Consider the following 23,902-nt stretch of genomic DNA (forward strand, 5'->3'; position numbering starts at 1 on the left):
GTCTTCCGTGTTGAGTGCGCGTAATCAACCCGCATCAACCCGCTGAAAGCCGCCCTGGTGTAGTGCAACTCGCAACAGATGGCACAATCGTTGCGTGCACCGGAACCCCGAACCTCCGTACCCGGGTGGCGAACCCGCGTCACCGGAGGGGACGGACGGTGCTACCGACTCGGAAGTCACCGCGCTCTACGCGCTGGTGGCCGAGCGGTTGAAGCAAGCCCATGCCCGCGTTCATGCGCTGAACGTGTCAACGGACGCAAAGACCGCTCTCACCCGTCAACTGCTCATCGTCACCGAGACCGCCAAGCGTGATCTCCCGGAGGCGGCGCGGCGGTTGAGTCGCTTTGTGCAGGACCTCGACGAGGGGCGCATCCCGCCCACCTGAGGTCGCCGATGCGCAAATTCGTTGCGACACTAGGGTGATTCACGCGTTTGGTAATTGAAAGTCCGCACATACATACCTAACGTGCGAAATGAACGGATGGATTCATCCGGCGCCCGTTTCCGAAGGGGAAGACGTGAACAAGGCTCAGCTTGTCGAAGCGGTGGCCGAGCAGCTGGGCGGTCGCAAGGCTGCCGCAGAGGCCGTCGACGCAGTGCTCGACACCATGGTGCGTGCCGTCGTGGCGGGTGACCGCGTGTCGGTCACCGGTTTCGGCACCTTCGAGAAGGTGGAGCGCTCGGCGCGCTTCGCCCGCAACCCGCAGACCGGCGAGCGCGTGAAGGTCAAGAAGACCTCGGTGCCGCGGTTCCGTCCGGGCCAGGGCTTCAAGGACCTCGTCTCCGGCAGCAAGAAGCTGCCGAAGGAGGGCCCGTCCGTCAAGAAGGCGCCCAAGGGCTCCCTCACCCCGGGCAAGTCCGGTGTCGCCGCCACCCCCGCCGCCAAGCGTGCCGCCACCAAGCGCGCCGCGGCCGCCGCCGCCCCGGCCACCAAGAAGGCCGCCGCCGCGAAGAAGACCACCACCGCCACCGCCGCGAAGAAGGCGACCGCGGTCAAGAAGACCACGGCCACCAAGACCACCGCCGCGAAGACCACGGCCGCGAAGACGACCGCCGCGAAGACCACGGCGGCCAAGACCACCGCGGCCAAGACCACCGCGGCGAAGAAGGCCGCTCCGGCCAAGACCGCCGCCGCCGCCAAGAAGGCCGCTCCGGCGAAGAAGACCGCGACCACCGCGAAGAAGACCGCTCCGGCGAAGAAGACCGCCACGCGCAAGACCGCCGCGCGCAAGTCGACCGCCAAGTAGTCGCCCCCGACGGCCGGACAGGCCGTCAACAACTGCGGCGGCCCGCACCGGTGCAATACCGGTGCGGGCCGCCGCAGCTGTCTGCCGGTCAGGAGAATTCGCCGACCGGGAGCTCGTAGACGATTTCCCAGCGGGAATCCGGAACGACCAGATCGGCGGTCTCCACCGCGCGGCCGGCGTCGTCGTAGTGCGTCCGCTCGATGACGGTGACCAGGTCGCCCGCCGAAATGCCGAGCAGCAGAGCCTGCTCCACGGTCGCGCGCGCCGGGCGCGGACGCTCCACCACCCGCACCACGCGTACGCCGATCGAGTCCATCCGCTTCAGCACGCCGCGCCCCGCACCGATCGGGTTCCGCTCCGGCAGCAGCACCGGCTGGCCGCGGGTGATGGCCATCGGCTCCCAGCTGTCGGCGAGTTGGACCGGCCGGCGGTCGGCGAAGAACTCGTACCGGGTGCGCACGGTGGGCTCGCCCGGCGCGATGCCCAGCCGCTCGGCGATGTGCTCGGGCGCCGGCTCCCGGGCGAAGGAGTGCGAGTCGTAGCTGTCCGGCTTCAGCTCGTCCGGGAAGGACGAGCCCAGGCGCGAGCGGACCATCGTGCGCTGCTCCGGCGGCTGCCGGACGTACGTCCCCGAGCCGGCCCGGCCCTCCAACAGGTGCTGCTCGATGAGGAGTTCCTGCGCGCGCTGCAGCACGTTCGGCCCCACGCCGTAGTCCTGGGCCAGCCGGGCCCGGGACGGCAGCCGCTCACCGACCGACCACTCGCCGGCCGCGATGCGGCGGCGCAGGTCCTCGGCGATCCGCTGGTACGGGGGCTCCTGCGACGGCATCTGGCTCTCCCGGCGGCAGCTGACGGGTGATACGAGGTTGACAATCTAATGCATCAGGTGGAATCTAATGCGTTAGATTCACTTTGCGTGACCAGCTGCTCTCGGGGAGAGGCGTTGCGTGCGAACCACCAGGGCGTTTGACCTCGCCGCCCGCCTGGCGACCGCGACCGGTGGCCGGGCACGCATCCGCCGCCTTCCCGGTGGCGGCTTCCGGGTGGAGGCCGAACTGCCCGCGGAGCTCGACCGGGACGCCCACCTGGAAATGCTGGCCGCGCTGTCCTCGGCCGACCGCTTCGGCCACCAGTACATCGCCACGGTCCACCTGGTGTGGGCCGAACTCGACGAGGAGTCAGTGCAATGAACGCCACCGCGCCCGCGCCCAAGGGGTACACGGTCTCGATCGAGGACATCACCGAGCCGGCCACCTTCACCCGGCTCCCGGACGCGCTCGACGCGCTCTGGCAGTCGCTCCGCGTCCTCCCGCTCGGGTGGACCCAGTACGAGGCCTACCGCTACTTCTTCGGGCCGGGCGCCGTCGAACGCGTCGAGACCTTCCTCGCCCGGGACGGCCGACTCACCCTCAGCTTCCACATGGCCGGCCGCGCCCACGCGATCCGCCTCGACACCTGACCCGCGAGCGCACGACGACCCCCCACTCCCGGCAGGACAGGCCCCTGGCCGGGATTTCGCCTGCCCGGACCCGATTCGCCTGCGGCGGCCGGGTTGTTGCCGGGAGGGTCCGCCTCCGGCGGGGCCGCGCAGCGGCAGGGGCGTGGCCGGCAGGGTCCGCTCCCGGCGGGGGTGCCGGTAGCCCGGACGTGGTTCGCCTCCGGCGAGTCGGTGTTGCCGGGGGGCCACCTCCGGGGTGCCCAGCAGGGGGCTGGGTGTGACGGGGCCGCGTGGCGGTATGACGTGGCGGCAGGACGCGCCCCCGGCGGGGATTTCGACCGCCCGGACGTGATTCGCCCCCGGCGGGTCGGTGTTGCCGGGGGAGTCCGCCTCGGGCGGGGTCGCGCAGCGGTGGGGGCGGGGGTGACTGCCTGTGGGGCGTCGGGGCCCGGCGGGCGGGTCAGGCGTCGGCGGGGTCGGGGAAGGTCTGGAGGGTGATGAAGACGACGCGGCGGGCGCCGCCGGTGCCCTCGGTGCGGATGCGGACGCGCTGGCCGGGGCGGAGCAGTCGCAGGCCGCCGGCGTCGAAGGCGGCGGCGTCGAACGGGACGGGGGTGCCGTCGTCGAGGAGGACGGAACCGGTCCGGGTCGCCGGGTCGAAGGTGAAGGAGGTGGCCTGCATGCAGGCAGCATAGCGAGCCCGCTCAGTGGAGCAGGGCGGCCGTGTGCGGGCCGACGCCGAGGGCGAGGGCCTCGGCGAGGTCGTCGGGGGTGTCGACGTCCCGGCGGACGGACGGTACGTCGGCGACGGCGAGTTCGCGGGCGCCGCCGCTCGCGTGGTCGCGCCGCGAGGTCGGCCCGAACGCGGGGGAGAGCGGCGCCCCGGGCCGGCAGGCGAGCAGGACGGTGCCGGTGCCGGGCGCGTCGGGCAGGAAGGCGCGGCCGACGGCCGGCACCGCGCCGAGCACCCGGCCCAGTTCACCGGCCCGCAGGGCGGGCAGGTCGGCGGAGAGGGCGGCGACCGGCGCGTGCGGGGCGCTCTCGCGCGCCCGCCGCACGCCGTGCGCGAGGGCGGGGTTGAGCCCGCCGCCGGGTTCGTCGGCGACGACGGTGGCGCCGAGCGCGGTGAGCCGGCGGCCGGCGGCGGGGTCGCGGGTGACCACCAGGACGCGGTGGACCTCGCGGCAGGCGAGGGCGGCGGTGACGGTGTCCAGGGCGAAGGCGAGGGCGAGGTCCGGCCGCCGTGCGCCGGGGAAACCGGCGAGCCGGCTCTTGGCGAGTTCCAGCCGCTTCACGGGCAGCACCAGGGACCAGCCGGCGCCGCCACCGGACGGTCCGGGCGGGACGGGCGCGACGGGGCGTACGGTGTCCTCTGTCATCGGCGTCAATTCTGGCGCCGGTGCCAATGCGCAGGCCAACCCCGTCGGACTCCGGCGGTGCGTGTGCCTGGTCACTCGCGCCGGGCCACCGGCGGGGGCTGCTCGACAGCCGGTCCGCCCACGGGCGAGACTGGTCGCCGCTCGGAGCCGAGACCGGCCCGGCGAGGACAGACCGCGGCACCCCGGGTGCCGCACCGGATGAGGAGGAGCTGGGGTGGCGCGCCGCTCTAACGCCAGGTTCGGCAATCCCGACTACGGGATCTGGTACCGCTTCGCGGCCGTGCTCGTGAAGCCGGTGACCCTCGCCCTGGCGACGCGGGACTGGCGCGGCTGGGAGCACCTGCCCGAGAAGGGCGGGTTCATCGCCGCGGTGAACCACAACTCGGTCATCGACCCGGTGTTCTACGCGCACTGGCAGTACAACAGCGGCCGACCGCCGCGGATCCTCGGCAAGTCCTCGCTGTTCTCGATCCCGTTCATCGGGTTCATGCTGCGCAAGACCGGCCAGATCCCGGTGTTCCGCGAGTCGACCGACGCGGCCGAGGCGTTCCGCGCCGCGATCGACGCGATCGACCGCGGCCAGTGCGTGCAGTTCTACCCGGAGGGCACGCTCACCCGGGATCCGGAGCTGTGGCCGATGACCGGCAAGAGCGGCGCCGCCCGGGTCGCGCTGATGACCGGCGCGCCGGTGATCCCGGTGGCGCACTGGGGCGCGCACGAGATCATCCCGCCGTACGGGCGCGGCGGCGGTGCCAAGTACCGGCCGTTCCCGCGGCACAAGGTGATCGTGGCGGCGGGCCCGGCGGTCGACCTGTCCAAGTACCAGGGGCAGGAGCTCACCGCGCAGGTGCTGCGGGACGCCACCGAGGACATCCTGGACGCCATCACCGAGGTGCTGGAGGGGATCCGCGGGGAGAAGGCGCCCGCCGAGCGGTACGACATGCGCAGGGCGGCCCGGGAACGGGCGGCCGCGGCGGAGGCGAAGAAGGACCGGGCGGAGGGCGGCCGATGACCCGCTGCGCCGTGATGGGCACCGGCTCCTGGGGCACCGCGTTCGCGATGATCCTGGCCGACGCCGGCTGCGAGGTGGTCCTGTGGGGCCGCCGCAAGGAACTGGTCGACGCGATCGACCGGGACCACGTCAACCCGGACTACCTGCCGAACCTGCGGCTGCCGGAGTCGATCCGGGCCACCACCGACCCGGCCGAGGCGCTGGCCGGCGCGGACTTCGCGGTGCTCTCGGTGCCGTCCCAGACGCTGCGCGACAACCTCGCGCACTGGGCGCCGCTGCTGGGCCCCCGGACCGTGCTGGTCTCGCTGATGAAGGGCATCGAGCTCGGCACCGCGAAGCGGATGAGCGAGGTCGTCCAGGAGGTCGCCGGGGTCGGCCCGGAGCGGGTCGCGGTGGTCTCCGGACCCAACCTGGCCGGCGAGATCGCCAACCGGCAGCCCGCCGCCACCGTGGTCGCGTGCACCGACGAGGCGGTCGCCAAGCGCTTCCAGACCGCCTGCCACACCCCGTACTTCCGCCCGTACACCAACACCGACGTGATCGGCTGCGAGCTCGGCGGCGCGGTGAAGAACGTGATCGGCCTGGCGGTCGGCATGGCCAACGGCATGGGCCTGGGCGACAACACCAAGGCCACCCTGATCACCCGCGGCCTGGCCGAGACCACCCGGCTGGGGCTGGCGCTCGGCGCCGACGCGCACACCTTCGCGGGCCTGGCCGGCATGGGCGACCTGGTGGCCACCTGCTCCTCGCCGCTGTCGCGCAACAACACCTTCGGCACCAATCTCGGTCGCGGCATGACGCTGGCCGAGACGATCGCCGCAACCAGCCAGACCGCGGAGGGCGTCAAGTCCTGCGAGTCGGTGCTCGACCTGGCCCGGCGCAACGGCGTCGACATGCCGATCGTCGAGGCCGTGGTCGACGTCGTGCACAACGGCCGGCCCACCCAGGAGGTGCTCAAGGGCCTCATGGCCCGTTCGGCCAAGCCGGAGCGCCGGTGACCGAAAACGGACGGTAGTCTCAAAAGCGATATGAGCATCGAACAGACCTCCCCGAACCACGCGGCCAAGCCGCGCGTCGCGATCGTCTTCGGCGGCCGCAGCTCGGAGCACGGCATCTCGGTCTCCACGGCCGGCAGCGTGCTCAAGGCGATCGACCGGAGCAAGTACGAGGTGCTGCCGATCGGCATCACCCACGAGGGCCGCTGGGCGCTGGTCGCCGACGCGCCGGCCCGGATGTCCATCACCGACGGCCGGCTGCCGGACGTCGACCAGGTCGCCGAGTCGACCGAGGGCCAGGTCGCGCTGCCGGGCAGCCCGGCCAGCCGCGAGGTGGTCCTGAGCGAGCCGGGCGCCACCCCGAAGGTGCTCGGCGAGGTCGACGTGGTGCTGCCGCTGCTGCACGGCCCGTGGGGCGAGGACGGCACCGTCCAGGGCCTGCTCGAGCTCTCCGGCGTCCCGTACGTCGGCTCCGGCGTGCTCGCCAGCGCGGTCGGCATGGACAAGGAGTTCACCAAGCGGGTCCTGGAGTCCAACGGGATCTTCGCCGGCAGCTACACGGTGATCAAGCCGCGCGAGTGGGAGACCGAGGCCGGCCGGGCCGCCGCGCGCTCCCGCGTCGAGGCGCTCGGGCTGCCGCTGTTCGTCAAGCCCTGTCGGGCCGGCTCGTCCATCGGCATCACCAAGGTCAAGGACCTCGCCGACCTGGACGGGGCGATCGAGGAGGCCCGCCGGCACGACCCCAAGGTGATCGTCGAGCTGGGCGTCGAGGGCCGCGAGATCGAGTGCGCGGTGCTGGAGTTCGAGGACGGCCCGCGGGCCAGCGTCCCGGCCGAGATCCTGGTCGGCGGCGACTTCGAGTTCTACGACTTCGAGGCCAAGTACATCGACTCCTCCGAGGTCGAGATCCCGGCCAGGCTGTCGGAGGACGAGACGGCGGAGATCCGCCGGCAGGCCGTCGCCGCGTTCGAGGCACTCGGCTGCGAGGGCCTCGCCCGGGTCGACTTCTTCCTGCTGGACGACGGCCGGTGGATGGTCAACGAGATCAACACCATGCCCGGCTTCACCCCCATCTCGGCGTACCCGAAGATGTGGGAGGCCAGCGGCCTGTCCTACAGCGAGCTGATCGACCGCCTGCTCGGTGCCGCGCTGCGCCGCTCCACCGGCCTGCGCTGACCCGCGCCCCTCGGTCCCCGCCGGCCTACAGGCCGGGGGGGACCGTCGCCGCGATGGCGTCGGTCAGCGAGTTCAGCGGGTCCAGGGGGCCCGGGTACGCGCCCTTCGGCACGTGGATCTCCACGTACGCCCGGCGCAGCGTGGTGACGAAGTAGTAGCCGCCCCCACCGTCCGGGCCCATGCCGAACTGCACGCCGTTGACCTCGGGGGACTGCTTCAGCGGGTCGTCGTCCAGGTAGTCGGGCCGCTCGATGCCGCAGCGCAGCACGGTGCGCGGCGAACTGCCCCAGGCCGCCGTGTACGGCGAGGCGGGGGAGGGGTCCTGGCGCTCATGGCCGAGCACCTTCGCGGGCAGCGCCCGGTCCAGCGCCTCGCACGCGGCCACCGCCGACGCGCGCGGCACCGGCGGCGCGACATCCTCGGGCGAGGACCACGCGGTCACCAGCAGGACCGTGCAGCCCAGCAGGGCGGCGGGGGGCGCGAGCCAGCGCACCGGCGCGGGCAGTCGGCTCAGAACGGATCGGACCACCCGCCGATGGTAACCGGGCCCTACAGCCGGACCACCGGACAGGTCAGCGTCCGCGTGATGCCCTCGACCTGCTGGACCTGCGCCACCACCAGCCGGCCCAGGTCGTCGATCGAGTCGGCCTCGGCGCGCACGATCACGTCGTACGGGCCGGTGACGTCCTCGGCGGTGACCACGCCCTGGATCTTGGTGATGGACTGCGCCACCGCGGTGGCCTTGCCCACCTCGGTCTGAATCAGGATGTACGCCTGGACCACGGAGACCTCCAGCGGCATGGGTGGGTGGACCGGCCAGCGGTCTGATCACCACGCTACCGCGCCCCACCCCGGGTAGGGGAGACATCTGCACGGGCACAGGGCGTACGCTGCGCGCGGGGGCGCGTGCGTCCAGGCACTGACTACTCGACACCGTTGGACCGGGAGGACGGCTGATGCAGGGGACCGTGGGCGAGCTCGGTGAGTTCGGCCTCATCCGGGAGCTGACCGCCCGGCTGCCGCTGACCCCGGCCGTCGACCTCGGGCCGGGCGACGACGCCGCCGTGGTGAAGGCCCCGGACGGTCGGGTGGTCGCCACCACCGACGTGCTGATCGAGGGTCGGCACTTCCGCCGGGACTGGTCCACCGCGTACGACGTGGGCCGCAAGTCCGCCGCGCAGAACCTCGCCGACGTGGCGGCGATGGGCGCGGTGCCCACCGCGATCCTGCTCGGCCTGGTCGCGCCCGCCGACCTGCCCACCACCTGGGCCACCGAGCTGATGGACGGGCTGCGCGACGAGTGCCAGGTGGCCGGCGCCACCGTGGTCGGCGGGGACGTGGTCCGCGGCGACACCATCACGCTGGCGATCACCGCGCTCGGCGACCTGCAGGGCCGGGCGCCGGTGGTGCGCAGCGGCGCGCAGGTCGGCGACGTGGTGGCGGTGACCGGCTGGCTGGGCTGGTCGGCCGCCGGGCTGACCGTGCTGCAGCGCGGCTTCCGCTCGCCGCGCGCGTTCGTGGAGGCGCACCGCCGGCCCGAGCCGCCGTACCACGCGGGCCCGGCCGGGGCCGACCTCGGCGCCACCGCGATGGTGGACGTCAGCGACGGCCTGGTCGCCGACCTCGGCCACGTCGCCAAGGCCAGCGGGGTGGACATCGACCTGCACGCAGCCGACTTCGACGTGCCTGCCCAGATGGCGGACATCGGCCAGGCCGTGGGCGTGGATCCGCTTGTATGGGTGCTCTCCGGCGGGGAGGACCACGCGATCGTGGCGACCTTCCCGAAGACCGTCCAGCTGCCGGCCCGCTGGCGGGTGGTCGGCGAGGTGGTCCGGACCGCCGACCCCGCGCGCGGGGGCCGCGTCACCGTCGACGGCGCCCCCTGGGACCGCGCGGGCGGCTGGGACCACTTCGGCTCGGAGTAGCCCGGCTTGCGGTGGCGCGCTGAGGGGTCCCCGGCCGGGCGGAGCGCGTAGTCTTGCGCTGTCGGACGGTCCGGTATGTCCGGGTCCGTCCGGATGTTCGGATCCAACTACTCGGGGGCCTGCGCCGCCCCAGGAGCGGGAGACCCAGACACCATGCGAATCGGCGTCCTGACCAGCGGCGGTGACTGCCCGGGCCTCAACGCGGTGATCCGGTCCGTGGTGCACCGCGGCACCGACGTCCACGGCGACGAGATCATCGGCATCGAGGACGGCTTCCTCGGCCTGATCGAGGGCCGGGCCCGGCCGATCTCGCACGACGACGTGACCGGTCTGCTCACCCTGGGCGGCACCGTCCTCGGCTCGGCCCGGGTCCGGCGCGAGCGGATCCGCTGGGCCGTCGACAACGCCGCCGAACTCGCCCGGGGCCTGGACATCGACGCGCTGATCGCGATCGGCGGCGAGGGCACGCTGACCGCGGCCAAGCTGTTCAGCGACGCCGGACTGCCGGTCGTCGGCGTGCCGAAGACCATCGACAACGACATCGACGCCACCGACGTCACCTTCGGCTTCGACACCGCCGTGCACGTCGCCACCGAGGCGATCGACCGGCTCAAGACCACCGCCGAGTCCCACCAGCGGGTGATGGTGGTGGAGCTGATGGGTCGGCACACCGGCTGGATCACGCTGACCGCGGGCGTGGCCGGCGGCGCCCACGGCATCCTCATCCCGGAGAAGCCGTTCGACATCGAGGCGGTCGCCAGGATGGTCGAGGAACGCTTCCGGCGCGGCAAGAAGTTCGCCATCATCGCGGTCGCCGAGGGCGCCGAGCCGGCGCCCGGCACGCTGCGCTTCGAGCGCGGCCAGGTCGACCAGTACGGCCACCGGACCTTCGGCGGCATCGGCAACCGGCTCGCCCACGAGCTGGAGGACATCCTCGGCACGGAGGCCCGTCCGGTCATCCTCGGCCACACCCAGCGCGGCGGCACCCCCACCGCCCGCGACCGCGTCCTCGCCAGCCGGTTCGGCTGGCACGCCGTCGAGGCCGTCCACAAGGGCGCCTTCGGCCACTTCACCGCGCTGCGCGGCAACGACGTCGAGCTGGTGCCGATCGCCGACGCGGTGGTGCAGTTGAAGACGGTGCCCGAGGACCGCTGGGCGGAATCCGAAGCCGTGCTGTGACCGCGGCCCGGTAGGTTGGGCGCATGGTCTCCAGCGCTCCGCCCCGTGTCCTCACCGTCGCCGGCTCCGACAGCGGCGGCGGCGCCGGCATCCAGGCCGACCTCAAGGCGATGCTCGCCCTCGGCGTCCACGGGATGAGCGTGATCACCGCGGTCACCGCGCAGAACTCGCTCGGCGTCCAGGGCTACTGGGAGCTGCCCGCCGAGGCCGTCCGCGCCCAGTTCCGCAGCGTCGTCGACGACATCGGCGTGCAGGCCGTGAAGACCGGCATGCTCGCCTCGATCGAGCTGGTCGAGACGGTGTCCGAGCTGCTGGCCGGCGTGGACGCGCCGGTCGTCGTCGACCCGGTCGGCGTCTCCAAGCACGGCGACGCGCTGCTCGCCGCCGAGGCCGTCGCGACCGTCCGCGAGCGGCTGCTGCCGGTCGCCACCCTCGCCACCCCCAACCTGCACGAGGTCACCCAGCTCACCGGCCGGGTGGTGGAGGGCGAGGCGCAGATGGCCGACGCGGCGAAGGCGCTGCTCGACCTCGGGCCGCGCTGGGTGCTGGTCAAGGGCGGCCACCTGGAGGGCGAGGCCGCCGACCTGCTGCTCGGGGCCGACGGCGAACGGCACTGGTACCGCGCGCCGCGCCACGACAACCGGCACACCCACGGCACCGGCTGCACCCTGGCCAGCTCGATCGCCGCGGAGCTCGCCAAGGGCGCCGACCTGCCGGACGCGGTCGCCGCCGCGAAGGCCTACACCACCGGCGCCATCGAGCACGGCTTCGCGCTCGGCGCCGGCATCGGCCCGGTCGACCACTTCTGGCGCGAGCGCTGAGGCGGCCGCGCGGCACCTCCCCGGCGGGGCCGCGCGCCGCACGGCACCGGAAAAGCAGAGAGCCGACCCACCCGAGGGTGGATCGGCTTTCCGGAGGACCGGCTTACCGGTCTGCGCGTCAGCGCGAGACCTTACCGGCCTTGATGCACGAGGTGCAGACATTGAGCCGCTTCGGCGTACGCCCAATCACAGCGCGCACCGTCTGAATGTTGGGGTTCCAACGACGGGAGGTACGGCGGTGCGAGTGGGAGATGCTGTTGCCGAAGCCCGGCCCCTTGCCGCAGACGTCGCAGTTGGCAGCCACAGGAGTCACTCCAAGACTTCAGATCAGTTACTTTCGGAAAACCCCGGCTGAGCCCTCCGGAACACTCGCGTGGACCGGATCGGATCAAGGGGTGAGCCCGGGTTGTTCCAGGCAACCGTGAGAGCATACAACGGTTGCTCCCGCCCCACGAAACTACCATGCCCGGGGCCGTGATCGTCGGCGCGCAGCCGTCCTGCCAGCGCGGACGCGACTCCCGCACCGATAACCTGCCAGCATCGCCCCCGCCACCGCGTCCCGTCGCGTTCCCGTGGCGTTCACCCGGAGGAGACCTGGTGCTGGACACGCTCGACGCCACCGCCGTCCGCACCTGGTGCCGCCTGGCGCTGACCGCCCTCGGCCAGGCCCGCGAGGAGATCGACGCGCTCAACGTCTACCCGGTTCCGGACGGCGACACCGGCACCAACCTGTACCTGACCGTGGAGTCCGCCGCCGAGGCGCTGGACGCGGCGTTCGCCGGGCCCGAGCAGCCCGCGCTCGGACCGGCCGCCACCGCCGCCGCGCGCGGGGCGCTGATCGGGGCGCGCGGCAACTCCGGGGTGATCCTCGCGCAGTGGCTGCGCGGCTTCGCCGAGGTGCTGGCCGCGCACGGCGGCAGCCCCCAGGCGCTGCGCAAGGCACTGCTGCGGGCCGCCGAGGCGGCCTACCAGGCCGTCGCCGAACCGGTCGAGGGGACGCTGCTCACCGTCGCGGCCACCGCCGCGCGGACCGCGGACCGGCAGCAGGAAGGCCTGACCGCGGTGGCCGAGACCGCCTACCGGGCCGCCCGCGAGGCGCTGCTGCGCACCCCCGACCAACTGGACGTGCTCGCCGAGGCCGGAGTGGTCGACGCCGGCGGGCGCGGACTGGTCGCGGTGCTCGGCGCGCTGGCCGACGCCGTCGCCGGCCAGACCCCGATGGGCCCGGTCGCCCTGCGGCAGGAGATCTCCGTCGCGCACGCCCCCGGCTGCGAGGGCCACGAGCGGCCGCCCGGCCCCGGACACCCCGCCTTCGAGGTGATCTACCTGCTGGACGCCCCGGACCACGCGCTGCCCGCGCTGCGCGAACGGCTCTCCGGGCTCGGCGACTCCCTGGTGATCGGCGGCGGCGACGGCCTGTGGAACGTCCACGTGCACGTGGACGACGCGGGCGCCGCCGTGGAGGCCGGCGTCGAGGCCGGCCGGCCGTACCGGATCCGGATCACGCACTTCGCCGAGGCGGCCGCTCGCGCCGGCGAGCGGGAGGAGACCGTCTCGCACGGCCGCGCCGTGCTCAGCGTGGTCTCCGGCACCGGTCTCGCCGAGCTCTGCGCCCAGGCCGGCTCCGCCGTGCTGCCCGCCGACCCGGACCGGCCGCCGGCCAGCGCCGAACTCGCCGAGGCGGTCCGCCGCTGCGCCGCCCGCGAGGTGATCCTGCTGCTCAACGACCCCGAACTGCGGGCCGCCGCCGGGGCCGCCGCCGACCAGCTGCGCGAGGAGGGCCTGCGGATCGCCGTGCTGCCCACCCGCTCCCCGGTCCAGGGCCTGGCGGCGCTCGCCGTGCACGACGCCACCCGGCGCTTCGACGAGGACGTGGTCACCATGACCTCCGCCGCCGGCGCCACCCGGCACGCCGAACTCGCCCTCGCCGAAGGGGAGTCCTGGACCATGGCGGGCGTCTGCCAGGCCGGCGACGTGCTCGGGCTGATCGACGGCGACGTGGTGGTGATCGGCGACGACATCGGCGACACCGCCGTCACCCTGCTCGACCGGATGCTGGCCGGCGGCGGCGAGCTGGTCACCCTGGTCCTCGGTGACGAGCTCCCCTCCGGCCTCACCGACCGGCTGCTCGCGCACGCCCGCCGGACCCGCCCCGAGGTCGACACCGTCGCCTACCCCGGCGGCCAGGAGGCGGCCCTGCTGCTGATCGGCGTCGAGTGAGCGCTCGCCCGGTCTGTCCCCGCGGTGGTGTAAACAGGTCACGATGGGCGCTCTCGATGAACCACTGACCAAGCTGGTCGGCGACCGTACCGCCAAGGTCCTCGCCGACAGCCTCAAGCTGCGCACGGTCGGCGACCTGCTGCACCACTACCCGCGCCGGTACGTCGAGCGCGGCCAGCTCACCAGCCTGGACGAGCTGGAGGTCGACGAGCACGTCACCGTGCTGGCCCGGATCGAGAAGGTCACCCTGATCCCGTTCCGCGGCCGCAAGGGCGACCGGCTGGAGGTCGTGGTCACCGACGGCCGGGCCCGGCTGTCGCTGGTCTTCTTCAACCAGGGCTGGCGGCAGAAGGAGCTGCGCCCCGGCGCGCAGGGCCTGTTCGCCGGCAAGGTCGGCCTGTTCAACCGCACCCGGCAGCTCGCCTCGCCCGACTACCAGCTGCTCGACGAGACCGAAGGCGCCGAAGGCACCGCCGCCGCCGCGCAGTTCGCCGGCCGGCTGATCCCGGTCTACCCGGCCAGCGCCCAGATGCCCAGCTGGAAGCTGTCCATCTGCATCGACACCGCGCTCACCAAGCACCTCGGCGACGTCGGCGAACCGCTGCCCGCCGAGCTGCGCGCCGACCACGACCTGATCCCGCTGCCCGAGGCGCTGGAGCTGATCCACCGCCCGCGCAGCCAGGCCGACCGCGAGCGCGCCCAGCAACGCCTGCGCTGGGACGAGGCGTTCGTCCTCCAGGTCGCGCTCGCCCAGCGCCGGGCCGCCGACTCCGCCCTGCCCGCCGTCCCGCGCGAGGCCGCCCCCGGCGGTCTGCTGGACGCCTTCGACGCCCGACTGCCGTTCACCCTGACCGAGGGCCAGCAGAAGGTGTGCGGCGAGATCTTCGCCGACCTCGCCACCGACCACCCCATGCACCGGCTGCTCCAGGGCGAGGTCGGCTCCGGCAAGACCCTGGTCGCGCTGCGCGCGATGCTCGCCGTGGTCGACGCCGGCGGGCAGGCCGCGCTGCTCGCGCCCACCGAGGTGCTCGCCCAGCAGCACCACCGCTCGATCGTCGAGATGATGGGCGACCTCGCCGAGGGCGGCATGCTCGGCGGCTCCGAGCAGGGCACCCGGGTCGCGCTGCTCACCGGCTCGATGGGCACCCCCGCGCGGCGCCAGGCGATGCTCGACATGGCCTGCGGCGACGCCGGCATCACCATCGGCACCCACGCCCTGATCGAGGACAAGGTCCAGTTCCAGGACCTCGGGCTGGTCGTCGTCGACGAGCAGCACCGCTTCGGCGTCGAGCAGCGGGACGCGCTGCGCGCCAAGGGCGGCCAGCCGCCGCACCTGCTGGTGATGACCGCGACGCCGATCCCGCGGACCGTCGCGATGACCGTCTTCGGCGACCTGGAGACCTCGGTGCTGGACCAGCTGCCGAGCGGGCGCTCGCCGATCTCCACCCACGTGGTGCCCTCACTGGAGAAGCCCAACTTCCTGGCCCGCACCTGGGAGCGGGTCCGCGAGGAGGTCGGCAAGGGCCACCAGGCGTACGTGGTCTGCCCGCGGATCGGCGACGAGGAGCCGGACGCGAAGGGCGCCGGGAAGAAGAAGCGGAAGGCGGCAGAGGACCTGGAGGACCTCACCGGCCCCGGCGACCCCGGCGACGCGGGCGCGGGCAGCGACGAGCGGCGGCCGCCGCTGTCGGTGGTGGAGACCGCCGCGATGCTCACCAGGGGCCCGCTCGCCGGGCTGCGGGTGGAGATCCTGCACGGGCGGCTCGCGCCCGAGGCCAAGGACGACGTGATGAAGCGCTTCGCGGCGGGGGAGGTGGACGTCCTGGTCGCCACCACCGTGATCGAGGTCGGCGTCAACGTCCCCAACTCCACCGTGATGGTGATCATGGACGCGGACCGGTTCGGCGTCTCCCAGCTCCACCAGCTGCGCGGCCGGGTCGGCCGCGGCAGCGCCGCAGGGCTGTGCCTGCTGGTCAGCGAGATGCCCGGGGCGAGCTCCGCGCGGGCCCGGCTGGACGCGGTGGCCGGCACGCTGGACGGCTTCGCGCTCTCCCGGATCGACCTGGAGCAGCGGCGCGAGGGCGACGTCCTCGGCCAGGCCCAGTCCGGGGTGAAGTCCTCGCTCAAGGTCCTCTCGGTGCTCGACGACGAGGAGGTCATCGCCACCGCCCGGGCCGAGGCCACCCGGCTGGTCGCCGCCGACCCCGACCTCGCCGCCCACCCCGAGCTGCGCACCGCCCTGGAGAGCCTGCTCGACGAGGACCGCGCGGAGTACCTGGAGAAGGGCTGACCCCGCCCCCGGTCCGGCGGGAAGCCGATTGTCAGTGCCCCAAGAGAGAATGAAGTTGTTCGGGGAGCACGCCAACGGGCTTCCCCGGCGCGAGAATTGGGGGTCATTGCATGGCATTCCGTCACCTCAACGAGCTCCCGCTCGGCGACAAGGTCTTCCGGATCGAGCTCGCCAGCGAGGACGACCGCGAAGTCGCCCTCACCCTGACCGGCTGGCGTGAGGGCGCGTCCGCCATCCCGATCGCCAGCGGCGAACTGCGGCTGCCGGTGGAGGACGTCGCCTCCCTGCGGATCGCGCTCAACCGCGCCCTGCGCGCGCTGTCCATCGTCGCCGACGTCTCCGAGCCGATCCCCGACCGGGACGTGCTGCGCGAGCTGTACCCCGGGCACGGCGCGCCGTGGGTGCCGCAGCACGAGGAGGAGCTGGTCCGCCGCTTCCACGACGGCGAGACCATCGCCCGGATCGCCGCCCGCTACGGGCGGACGCCCGACTCCGTCCGCACCAAGCTCCGTGAGCTCGGCCACGACCCGCGCCGTCCCGAGTACTGCCCGCCCGACGGCTGCCTGAGCTGGTCCCGCTACGCCTCGCCGGCGCTGCTGGGGGCGGCCGAGGCGTAGGCGCAACCGGAAACGGGGGCGCGGGGCTGAGCCCCGCGCCCCTTATCGTGGTTGCCGAGCTGCGAGAAGGAGACCCATGACCCGCGTGATTGCCGGGGTGGCCGGTGGCCGCCGGTTGGCGGTGCCGCCGGGCCGGAACACCCGGCCGACGTCCGACAAGGCGCGGGAGGCGATGTTCTCCACGCTGGAGGCGCTGGGCGGGCCGATCCGCGGCGCCCGGATGCTCGACCTGTTCGGCGGCAGCGGCGCGGTCGGCCTGGAGGCGCTGTCCCGGGGCGCGGAGCACGCGCTGCTGGTGGAGTCCGACGCGAGCGCGGTGCGCACCATCCGGGAGAACGTCCGGACGCTGGGCCTGCCCGGTGCCGAGGTGCGCGCGGACAAGGCCGAACGGGTGATCGGCGGCCCGCCGCCGGCGACCCCGTACGACCTGGTCTTCCTCGATCCGCCGTACGCGGTGACCGACGAGGAGGTGCGCGAGATGCTGATCACACTGACAGCCGGGGGCTGGCTAGCGGAGCATGCACTCGTCACCGTGGAACGCAGCACTCGCGGCGGCGAGTTCCTGTGGCCGGAGGGCTTCGACGCACTCCGCTCGCGCCGGTACGGCGAGGGCACCCTCTGGTACGGTCGCGCCGCCGACGGGTCCGACCAAGACTCGTAGCACCACTGCCACGTCCCTGGAATGGGGCACAAGGGAGCACCCGACATGCGCCGCGCCGTCTGCCCTGGGTCGTTCGACCCGATCACCAACGGCCACCTCGACATCATCGAGCGGGCCTCGAAGCTGTACGACGTCGTGCACGTCGCGGTGCTGATCAACAAGAACAAGCAGGGCATGTTCACCATCGAGGAGCGCATCGCGCTGATCGAGGAGACCACCGCGCAGTACGGCAACATCCAGGTGGAGTCGCACAGCGGCCTGTTGGTGGACTTCTGCCGGGACCGCGGCATCCCGGCGATCATCAAGGGCCTGCGCGCGGTCAGCGACTTCGACTACGAGCTGCAGATGGCCCAGATGAACCACGGGCTGACCGGCGTGGAGACGCTCTTCGTGCCGACCTCGCCGACGTACAGCTTCCTCTCCTCCAGCCTGGTGAAGGAGGTCGCCTCGTACGGGGGCGACGTCTCCCACCTGCTGCCCGGGGTGGTCAACGCCCGACTGGTCGAGCGGATCGCCGAACGGAAGAACTGACAGGGCGTTGTGAGGTCGGGGGGCCGGGGACGTACAGTCTGTATCCCCGCCCCGTGGGCGCCGCGACGCCGACGGGGTCTGCCTCCGCCGCACCTCGGCGGCACACGGAAAGACTGAAGACGCCCGTGGACGTGCAGCAGAAGCTCGACGAGATCGTCTCCATGGTCGAGAAGGCCAAGGCGATGCCGATGTCCGCCTCCTGCGTGGTGAACCGTGCCGAGCTGACAGGGATGCTCCGCGACCTGCGCGAGGCGATGCCGGCCGAGCTGGCGCAGGCCCAGTCGGTGGTCGCCGACCACCAGAGCATGGTGGCCGACGCCCAGGCGCAGGCGGACCAGATCATCCGCGGGGCGCACGACGAGCGCGGCTCGCTGATCTCCGACACCGAGGTGGTCCGCCAGGCCCAGGCGGAGGCGGACCGGATCCTCGCCGAGGCCCGCGCCGAGGTGCAGAGCAAGCGCGCCGAGGCGGACGACTACGTCGACTCCAAGCTGGCCAACTTCGAGGTCGTGCTGACCAAGACGCTGGGCGCGGTCGGCCGCGGCCGGGTCAAGCTGCGCGGCGAGTCCGGCATCTACGAGCCGGAGGCGGAGGGCGAGGGCGACGGCGAGGAGTTCCAGCCGCGGATCAGCCCCAGCCCCGAGGTGGACGAGTACGTCGATGTGAAGCTCGCCACCCTGGAGGGCGTGCTGAGCGCCACCCTGCAGGCGGTCGGCAAGGGCCGCGACAAGCTGCTCGGCAAGGCGCCGATCGACGAGCTGGGCGCCTACCTGGCCGCCGCCGACGAGGCCCAGCAGCTCAAGGACCGGGCCGAGGCGGTCGCCGCCGGCTTCGCCGCGGAGGACGCCGAGCAGCCCTGGTACCGCGAAGAGGTCCCGCAGCAGCAGAGCTGGCCGGAGCAGACCCCGGCCGCGGCCGGCTGGCAGGCCCCCGGCGAGGACCCGTACGCGCAGCCGCAGACCCCCCAGTACGCCGAGGTGTACGGCGGTGGCTACGACCCGGCCCAGGCGCCGCAGGTGGACCCGTACGGCAACCAGTACGCCTACCAGCAGCCGGTGGACCCGTACTACCAGCAGCAGGCGGGCTACCAGCAGGGCTACGACCAGTACGGCTACCCGCAGCAGCAGCAGGCCGCGCAGCTGCCGCAGCAGGGCAGCCTGGACGAGACCAGCTTCTTCGACACCAGCATGATCGACATGACCCGGCTGCGGGAGCTCGGCGGCCGCTGACGGCGACCGAAGTTGGGCCTGGCGCCTCTCTCCGGTAGTCTGACCACTCCGGCCTGTTCGCGCCGCGGCCGCCGTGTGCCCGCGAACGGGCTCCGCAAGAACCAACCGCGCCACGCAGGGATGCGTGCCGCCGCCAGGAAGTCAGGACACCTTGAACCGCCTCGACCACCGCGACCCGCTCGTGTTCGACACGCATGAGCTCGGCCGTCGCCCCGGCTCGATGCGCAAGGTGTCCCGCTCCCTGGAGGCCCCCGAGGGCCTGGGGATCGCGGACGTGATCGGCGTTCCGGAGAAGAGCGAGATCACGCTGGAGCTCCGCCTGGAGTCGGTGGTCGAGGGCGTGCTGGTGACCGGCACCGCCGAGGCCCATGTCGAGGGCGAGTGCTCCCGCTGCCTGGAGCCGGTGGAGGACGACCTGGAGGTCGACTTCCAGGAGCTGTACTACTACCCGGAGTCCGACGAGCGCCACCGCGCCCGGACCGCCGGGACCGACGACCTCGACGAGGAGTCGGACGAGGAGACTTACCGCCTGGAGGGCGACCTGTTCGACCTCCAGCCGGTGCTGCGTGACGCGGTGGTGCTCGCACTGCCGCTGCAGCCGGTGTGCCAGGACGACTGCCTGGGCCTGTGCTCCGAGTGCGGGGCACGCCTGAGCGACGACCCGGACCACCACCACGACGCCGCCGACCCCCGGTGGGCGGCTCTGCAGGGACTCTCCGCCGCCCCCGGCGACGAGGGTGACGAAGACAAGAACAGCGGTACCCGTGAGGGTCTCGCCGAGAACCAGGAGAAGTAGCCGTGGCTGTTCCGAAGCGGAAGATGTCGCGCAGCAACACGCGCCACCGCCGTTCGCAGTGGAAGGCTGTCGCCCCCGCGCTCGTCGCGTGCGACCGCTGCCACGAGCCGAAGCTGGCGCACATCGCGTGCCCGAGCTGCGGCACGTACAACCGTCGCCAGGTCCTCTCGGTCTGATCGGCGGGGTGCACGGTTCGATGTCGGACGGAAGCAACTCCTCTCGCAAGCAGGCTCCCGCAGGGGGCAAGGGCGGCGGGCCGGCTTCGACCGAATACGACGTCCTGGAAGGGCGCCTCGGGTACACGCTCGAGCGCGCCCTTCTGGTACGCGCCCTGACCCACCGCTCGTACGCGTACGAGAACGGTGGCCTGCCCACCAACGAGCGCCTGGAGTTCCTCGGCGACTCGGTGCTGGGCCTCGTGGTGACCGACACCCTCTACCGCCTCCACCCGGAGGTCGCCGAGGGCACGCTCGCCAAGCTCCGTGCCGCGGTGGTCAATTCCCGCGCGCTCGCGGAGGTCGGCCGCGGCCTGGACCTCGGCTCCTTCATCCGCCTCGGCAAGGGCGAAGAGGGCACCGGCGGCCGTGACAAGTCGTCGATCCTCGCCGACACCGTCGAGGCCGTGATCGGCGCGGTCTACCTCGACCAGGGCCTGGACGCCGCCACGGTGTTCGTCCACCGCCTGTTCGACCCGCTGATCGCGGAGTCCGCCCAGCTCGGCGCCGGACTCGACTGGAAGACCAGCCTGCAGGAGCTGACCGCGGCGGTCGGCATCGGCGTGCCCGAGTACGTGGTCACCGAGACCGGTCCCGACCACGAGAAGACCTTCACCGCCGCCGCCCGGGTGGCCGGCGACGACTACGGCACCGGCAGCGGCCGCTCCAAGAAGGAAGCGGAGCAGAAGGCCGCCGAGTCCGCGTGGCGGGCGATCAAGGCGAAGTTCGGCGACGACCGGCCCGGTTCGGGCGCAGCCGCCTGAGGCCTGCCGGCCCCACGGGCCGGTGGGCCTAGACTTGCCGGGTGCCTGAGCTTCCCGAGGTCGAGGTGGTGCGGCGCGGTCTGGCCCGCTGGGTCGCCGGCCGCACCGTCGCCGACGCCCAAGTCCTCCACCCGCGCGCCGTCCGCCGACAGGGCGGCGGTGCCGACGAGTTCACCGCGATGCTGGCCGGCGCCACCCTCGGCGCCGCGCAGCGGCGCGGCAAGTACCTCTGGGTGCCGATGGGCAACGGGCTCTCGATGGTCGGCCACCTCGGCATGAGCGGCCAACTGCTGGTGCAGGACGCCGCGGCGCCCGACGAGATCCACCTGCGGGTGCGGCTGCGCTTCTCCGACGGCGGCCGGGAGCTGCGCTTCGTCGACCAGCGGACCTTCGGCGGCCTCGCCGTCGAGGAGGCCGAGCCCGACGACCCCGAGCACACCCCGGTCTCCATCGCGCACATCGCCCGCGACCCGCTCGACCCGCGCTTCGACGACGAGGCGTTCGTCCGCGCGCTGCGGGCCAGGCGCACCACCGTGAAGCGGGCGCTGCTCGACCAGACGCTGATCAGCGGCGTCGGCAACATCTACGCCGACGAGGCGCTCTGGCGGACGAAGCTGCACTACGACCGGGCGACCGCCACGCTGACCCGGCCGATCGCCCTGCAACTGCTCGGCCACGCACGGGACGTGATGAACGCGGCGCTGGCGGTCGGCGGCACCAGCTTCGACAGCCTGTACGTGAACGTCAACGGCGAGAGCGGGTACTTCTCGCGCGACCTGGACGCGTACGGGCGGGAGGGCCAGCCGTGCCGGCGGTGCGGGACGCCGATGCGGCGGGCCGCCTGGATGAACCGGTCGAGCTACTTCTGCCCGCGCTGCCAGCGCCCCCCGCGCTGAGCCCTCACAGGTGCGGGGCCGCCGACGGCTCCTCCTCGCGGCTGCGGTGGTTCGCGTCCTCCGTCTCGTGCTCGCCGAAGTAGGCGACGCCGACGGCGCTGACGACGGCGAGCACGAAGCCGAAGGCGGCGAGCCAGCCGAGGCCGGCCCGGGAGGAGTCGCCGAGCCAGATGACGCCGACCGCGCCCGGGACGACGGTCTCGCCGACCACCAGGGCGGCGGTCGCGCCGTTCACCGAGCCGATCTGCAGGGCGACGGTGTGCAGGTACATCCCGCCGATGCCGCCCACCAGGATCGCGTACAGCGCCGGGTCGGAGAGCAGCTGCCCGAGGTGGAAGGGCTCGACGCCGTTCAGGACGCGCACGCCGATGCCGAGCGCGCCGAAGCCGAGGCCGGAGAGCAGACCGGCGACGATGGCGCCGCTGCGGCCGAGCCGGCGGACGATCAGGCTGCCGCCGGCGATCAGCACCACGGACATCGCCAGCAGCCACCAGTGGAAGGACATCGGCGCGTGGTGCCCGCCCTCCGGCCCGGCGGCCACCGCGAGCAGCACCAAGGCACTGCACAGCACCCCGATCGAGACCCACTCCAGCTGCTTCAGCCGCAGGCCGAGCAGTTTGACGCTGAGCACCGCGGTGATCACCAGGTTGGCGCTGATGATGGTCTGCGACAGGAACAGCGGCAGCAGGCGCGCGGCCAGCGCACCCAGCCCGAAGCCGATGAAGTCCAGCACCGTGCCGAGGATGAACTCCCAGGTCACCGCCGCCTTGGCGGTGGAGGACAGGCTCGGCCCGCCGTGTTCGGTCGTCGCGCCGCCGGCGGCGGCCTCCTGCCGGGCCGAGCGGCGGGTGCCGAGGGCTTGCAGGACCGAACCGGTGCCGTAGCAGACGGAGGCGGCGACGGCGGTGACAAGGCCGATGATCAAGGACTGGCTCCGGTTCCGAGCATGGTGACGCGTGGGCAGGCACCACTATGCCCGGTGCCGGAGGGCCCCGGCATCGTCCGCTCGACGGGGACCGACCCCGCCTGGCGGAGGACGCGGAAGGGGGAGTGTCTCCACCTGAGGTAGCGCGGGGTCCGGTCGTCGGGCCGAGTACCGTTCGAGGTATGAGAACCGCGATCGCGCGTCCCCGGGCCGCCGTACCCGCCGCCCTGCTGGCGGCGCTGCTCGGGTTGCTGCTGCTGCTCGCCGCCGGACCGGCCCGGGCGGCCGGCGGGGTCGACGCGGCGTCCGCCGCCCTGAAGCAGACGCAGGTCTACGTCGACCCGGCGATGACCGGCCGCTTCTCCGAGGCGCAGGCGGCCGACCTGGCGAAGAAGCTGGAGAAGGCGGACAAGCCGATCTTCGTGATGGTGGTGCCCGCGACCCCCGAGTACCCGGCGGCGACGATCGCCGGTGACATCCGGGCCGAGGTCGGGGTGGTCGGCGTGTACGCGATCTGGCGCGGCGACCAGTTCAAGGCGTTCTCCGACCGGAAGGCGCTGCCCCCGGCGTCCGCCGACCGGATCGCGGGCGCGGCCTTCCGGGCCCACCCGAACGACATCGGCGCCACCGTGAACGACTTCGTCGACCAGGCGATCCCGCAGACCAAGGGGAGCGGAGTGAGCGGCGGGGGCGTCTCGGCCGCCGCGATCGTCGTCCCGGTGGCGCTGCTGGCACTGGTCGGCGGCGGCGGGTTCCTGCTGCTGCGGCGGTCGAAGAAGCGCAAGGCCGAGCAGGCCCGGGCCGAGCTGGCGCAGCTGCGCACCGTGGTGGACGAGGACATCACCGCCTTCGGCGAGGAGCTCGACCGGCTGGACTTCCACCCCGGCGCCGCCGACGCGGACGACGCCCAGCGCGCCGACTACACGCACGCCCTGGACTCGTACGAGCGGGCCAAGCGGATCATGGAGCAGGCGAAGGCGCCGGCGGAGGTCCGGCCGGTCACCGAGGCGCTGGAGGACGGGCGCTTCGCACTGGCGACGCTGGCCGCCCGGCGGGAGAAGCTGCCGCTGCCGGAGCGCCGGGTGCCGTGCTTCTTCGACCCGCGGCACGGGCCGTCGGTGCAGGACGTGGACTACGCCCCGGCGGGCGGCGCCGCGCGGACCGTCCCGGCGTGCGCGGCCGACGCGGCCCGGCTGGAGAGCGGGCGGGCGCCGGACGTCCGGACGGTCGACACCGAGTACGGCCGTCAGCCGTACTGGAACGCCGGCCCGGCCTACAGCCCGTGGGCGGGCGGCTACTTCGGCGGCGGGATGCTGCCCGGCCTGCTGGTGGGGACCGTGCTCGGCTCGGCGCTGGCCAGCCCCGGCTACGCCTACGCGGCCGGGGTGGACCCCAACGGCGGGGCGGACGCGGGCGAGTACTCCGGCGCCGAGTTCGACTCCGGCGACTTCGGCGGGTTCGACGGCGGGTCGGACGGCGGCTTCGGCGGCGGGGACTTCGGCGGCGGCGGCGACTTCGGCGGTGGGGGAGACTTCGGCGGTGGCTTCTGACCGTCGCGCGGTGTGCGAAGGGTCGGTGGGGGTCGG

General features: G+C 73.2%; 28 protein-coding genes. 21 read left to right on the forward strand and 7 right to left on the reverse strand.

Going from position 1 to position 23,902, the window contains the following annotated elements; all coding sequences use genetic code 11:
- The first annotated feature begins 94 nt into the window (after positions 1 to 94).
- Together ABEB06_RS24775 and ABEB06_RS24780 are read left to right on the forward strand one after the other, a co-directional pair.
- Positions 95 to 385, forward strand: coding sequence for an SCO5555 family protein (locus tag ABEB06_RS24775; RefSeq protein ID WP_393080941.1), 291 nt, complete (start codon positions 95 to 97; stop codon positions 383 to 385).
- Positions 386 to 518: 133 nt separating this feature from the next.
- Positions 519 to 1,247, forward strand: a complete 729-nt coding sequence (locus tag ABEB06_RS24780; RefSeq protein ID WP_345699091.1) for an HU family DNA-binding protein — start codon at positions 519 to 521, stop codon at positions 1,245 to 1,247.
- A gap of 88 nt (positions 1,248 to 1,335) precedes the next feature.
- On the opposite strand, the gene ABEB06_RS24785 is transcribed toward ABEB06_RS24780, so the two are convergent.
- Positions 1,336 to 2,076 (reverse strand): GntR family transcriptional regulator, encoded by a 741-nt coding sequence (locus ABEB06_RS24785; protein WP_345699092.1) that lies wholly within the window; start codon positions 2,074 to 2,076, stop codon positions 1,336 to 1,338.
- A 118-nt stretch (positions 2,077 to 2,194) separates the two neighbouring features.
- Here ABEB06_RS24785 and ABEB06_RS24790 point away from each other — a divergent pair, with 118 nt between their 5' ends.
- The gene (locus tag ABEB06_RS24790) at positions 2,195 to 2,437 is read left to right on the forward strand and encodes an ATP-binding protein (RefSeq protein WP_345699093.1); all 243 of its coding nucleotides are present in this window, start codon (positions 2,195 to 2,197) and stop codon (positions 2,435 to 2,437) included.
- Complete coding sequence (locus tag ABEB06_RS24795; RefSeq protein ID WP_345699094.1) at positions 2,434 to 2,706, forward strand: hypothetical protein; 273 nt, start codon at positions 2,434 to 2,436, stop codon at positions 2,704 to 2,706. The genes ABEB06_RS24790 and ABEB06_RS24795 overlap by 4 nt, the downstream gene beginning before the upstream one ends.
- Before the next feature lie 439 nt (positions 2,707 to 3,145).
- On the opposite strand, the gene ABEB06_RS24800 is transcribed toward ABEB06_RS24795, so the two are convergent.
- Together ABEB06_RS24800 and cofC are read right to left on the reverse strand one after the other, a co-directional pair.
- Positions 3,146 to 3,367 (reverse strand): hypothetical protein, encoded by a 222-nt coding sequence (locus tag ABEB06_RS24800; RefSeq protein ID WP_345699095.1) that lies wholly within the window; start codon positions 3,365 to 3,367, stop codon positions 3,146 to 3,148.
- Between the two features lie 22 nt (positions 3,368 to 3,389).
- The gene (cofC, locus tag ABEB06_RS24805; RefSeq protein ID WP_345699096.1) at positions 3,390 to 4,064 is read right to left on the reverse strand and encodes a 2-phospho-L-lactate guanylyltransferase; all 675 of its coding nucleotides are present in this window, start codon (positions 4,062 to 4,064) and stop codon (positions 3,390 to 3,392) included.
- Between the two features lie 214 nt (positions 4,065 to 4,278).
- Between cofC and ABEB06_RS24810 the strand changes: the two genes are divergently transcribed.
- Genes ABEB06_RS24810 through ABEB06_RS24820 form a run of 3 tightly spaced genes read left to right on the forward strand, consistent with a single transcriptional unit; the run spans position 4,279 to position 7,247 of the window.
- A complete protein-coding gene (locus ABEB06_RS24810) occupies positions 4,279 to 5,076 on the forward strand; it encodes a lysophospholipid acyltransferase family protein (RefSeq protein ID WP_345699097.1) in 798 nt (265 codons plus the stop codon).
- The gene (locus ABEB06_RS24815) at positions 5,073 to 6,074 is read left to right on the forward strand and encodes an NAD(P)H-dependent glycerol-3-phosphate dehydrogenase (RefSeq protein WP_345699098.1); all 1,002 of its coding nucleotides are present in this window, start codon (positions 5,073 to 5,075) and stop codon (positions 6,072 to 6,074) included. The genes ABEB06_RS24810 and ABEB06_RS24815 overlap by 4 nt, the downstream gene beginning before the upstream one ends.
- 30 nt (positions 6,075 to 6,104) lie before the next feature.
- Entirely contained in the window at positions 6,105 to 7,247 is a 1,143-nt protein-coding gene (locus ABEB06_RS24820) for a D-alanine--D-alanine ligase family protein (protein ID WP_345699099.1), read from the forward strand.
- A gap of 25 nt (positions 7,248 to 7,272) precedes the next feature.
- Here the strand turns inward: ABEB06_RS24820 and ABEB06_RS24825 are convergent, their stop codons facing one another.
- Both ABEB06_RS24825 and ABEB06_RS24830 read right to left on the reverse strand, forming a co-directional pair.
- Positions 7,273 to 7,776, reverse strand: coding sequence for a DUF3515 domain-containing protein (locus tag ABEB06_RS24825; protein ID WP_345699100.1), 504 nt, complete (start codon positions 7,774 to 7,776; stop codon positions 7,273 to 7,275).
- Positions 7,777 to 7,796: 20 nt separating this feature from the next.
- Positions 7,797 to 8,030, reverse strand: coding sequence for an Lrp/AsnC ligand binding domain-containing protein (locus ABEB06_RS24830; protein ID WP_345701973.1), 234 nt, complete (start codon positions 8,028 to 8,030; stop codon positions 7,797 to 7,799).
- A 173-nt stretch (positions 8,031 to 8,203) separates the two neighbouring features.
- On the opposite strand from ABEB06_RS24830, the gene ABEB06_RS24835 reads away from it, so the two are divergent.
- From ABEB06_RS24835 to thiD, 3 genes are all read left to right on the forward strand, one after another.
- Positions 8,204 to 9,172, forward strand: coding sequence for a thiamine-phosphate kinase (locus tag ABEB06_RS24835; RefSeq protein WP_345699101.1), 969 nt, complete (start codon positions 8,204 to 8,206; stop codon positions 9,170 to 9,172).
- Between the two features lie 153 nt (positions 9,173 to 9,325).
- Positions 9,326 to 10,351, forward strand: a complete 1,026-nt coding sequence (locus ABEB06_RS24840) for an ATP-dependent 6-phosphofructokinase (protein WP_345699102.1) — start codon at positions 9,326 to 9,328, stop codon at positions 10,349 to 10,351.
- Positions 10,352 to 10,374: 23 nt separating this feature from the next.
- Positions 10,375 to 11,172 (forward strand): bifunctional hydroxymethylpyrimidine kinase/phosphomethylpyrimidine kinase, encoded by a 798-nt coding sequence (gene thiD / locus ABEB06_RS24845; RefSeq protein WP_345699103.1) that lies wholly within the window; start codon positions 10,375 to 10,377, stop codon positions 11,170 to 11,172.
- A gap of 118 nt (positions 11,173 to 11,290) precedes the next feature.
- Here the strand turns inward: thiD and rpmB are convergent, their stop codons facing one another.
- On the reverse strand, positions 11,291 to 11,476 hold the full coding sequence (rpmB, locus tag ABEB06_RS24850) for a 50S ribosomal protein L28 (protein ID WP_344639849.1): 186 nt from the start codon (positions 11,474 to 11,476) through the stop codon (positions 11,291 to 11,293).
- A gap of 293 nt (positions 11,477 to 11,769) precedes the next feature.
- Here rpmB and ABEB06_RS24855 point away from each other — a divergent pair, with 293 nt between their 5' ends.
- The 10 genes from ABEB06_RS24855 (at position 11,770) to mutM (ending at position 21,391) form a co-directional block, all read left to right on the forward strand.
- Positions 11,770 to 13,392 (forward strand): DAK2 domain-containing protein, encoded by a 1,623-nt coding sequence (locus ABEB06_RS24855; RefSeq protein WP_345699104.1) that lies wholly within the window; start codon positions 11,770 to 11,772, stop codon positions 13,390 to 13,392.
- A gap of 43 nt (positions 13,393 to 13,435) precedes the next feature.
- Entirely contained in the window at positions 13,436 to 15,682 is a 2,247-nt protein-coding gene (gene recG, locus ABEB06_RS24860) for an ATP-dependent DNA helicase RecG (RefSeq protein WP_345699105.1), read from the forward strand.
- 110 nt (positions 15,683 to 15,792) lie between these two features.
- Positions 15,793 to 16,299 carry a hypothetical protein gene (locus ABEB06_RS24865; RefSeq protein WP_345699106.1) on the forward strand — a complete coding sequence of 169 codons (507 nt, stop codon included), beginning with the start codon at positions 15,793 to 15,795 and terminating at the stop codon, positions 16,297 to 16,299.
- A 76-nt stretch (positions 16,300 to 16,375) separates the two neighbouring features.
- A complete protein-coding gene (gene rsmD / locus ABEB06_RS24870) occupies positions 16,376 to 16,960 on the forward strand; it encodes a 16S rRNA (guanine(966)-N(2))-methyltransferase RsmD (RefSeq protein ID WP_345699107.1) in 585 nt (194 codons plus the stop codon).
- A 45-nt stretch (positions 16,961 to 17,005) separates the two neighbouring features.
- Positions 17,006 to 17,491 (forward strand): pantetheine-phosphate adenylyltransferase, encoded by a 486-nt coding sequence (gene coaD / locus ABEB06_RS24875; protein WP_345699108.1) that lies wholly within the window; start codon positions 17,006 to 17,008, stop codon positions 17,489 to 17,491.
- 125 nt (positions 17,492 to 17,616) lie between these two features.
- A complete protein-coding gene (locus tag ABEB06_RS24880; protein ID WP_345699109.1) occupies positions 17,617 to 18,720 on the forward strand; it encodes a F0F1 ATP synthase subunit B in 1,104 nt (367 codons plus the stop codon).
- Between the two features lie 151 nt (positions 18,721 to 18,871).
- Positions 18,872 to 19,516: a YceD family protein gene (locus ABEB06_RS24885; protein WP_345699110.1), complete on the forward strand. Its 645-nt coding sequence runs from the start codon at positions 18,872 to 18,874 to the stop codon at positions 19,514 to 19,516.
- 2 nt (positions 19,517 to 19,518) lie between these two features.
- Positions 19,519 to 19,692 carry a 50S ribosomal protein L32 gene (rpmF, locus tag ABEB06_RS24890; RefSeq protein WP_344639841.1) on the forward strand — a complete coding sequence of 58 codons (174 nt, stop codon included), beginning with the start codon at positions 19,519 to 19,521 and terminating at the stop codon, positions 19,690 to 19,692.
- Between the two features lie 20 nt (positions 19,693 to 19,712).
- Complete coding sequence (gene rnc, locus ABEB06_RS24895; RefSeq protein WP_345699111.1) at positions 19,713 to 20,495, forward strand: ribonuclease III; 783 nt, start codon at positions 19,713 to 19,715, stop codon at positions 20,493 to 20,495.
- A gap of 41 nt (positions 20,496 to 20,536) precedes the next feature.
- Entirely contained in the window at positions 20,537 to 21,391 is an 855-nt protein-coding gene (mutM, locus tag ABEB06_RS24900; RefSeq protein ID WP_345699112.1) for a bifunctional DNA-formamidopyrimidine glycosylase/DNA-(apurinic or apyrimidinic site) lyase, read from the forward strand.
- A 4-nt stretch (positions 21,392 to 21,395) separates the two neighbouring features.
- On the opposite strand, the gene ABEB06_RS24905 is transcribed toward mutM, so the two are convergent.
- Positions 21,396 to 22,316, reverse strand: coding sequence for a DMT family protein (locus tag ABEB06_RS24905; RefSeq protein ID WP_345699113.1), 921 nt, complete (start codon positions 22,314 to 22,316; stop codon positions 21,396 to 21,398).
- A gap of 182 nt (positions 22,317 to 22,498) precedes the next feature.
- Here ABEB06_RS24905 and ABEB06_RS24910 point away from each other — a divergent pair, with 182 nt between their 5' ends.
- A complete protein-coding gene (locus tag ABEB06_RS24910; RefSeq protein ID WP_345699114.1) occupies positions 22,499 to 23,866 on the forward strand; it encodes a hypothetical protein in 1,368 nt (455 codons plus the stop codon).
- The last annotated feature ends 36 nt before the right edge of the window (positions 23,867 to 23,902 follow it).

The sequence above is a fragment of the Kitasatospora terrestris genome, assembly GCF_039542905.1.
GTDB classification, from domain to species: domain Bacteria; phylum Actinomycetota; class Actinomycetes; order Streptomycetales; family Streptomycetaceae; genus Kitasatospora; species Kitasatospora terrestris.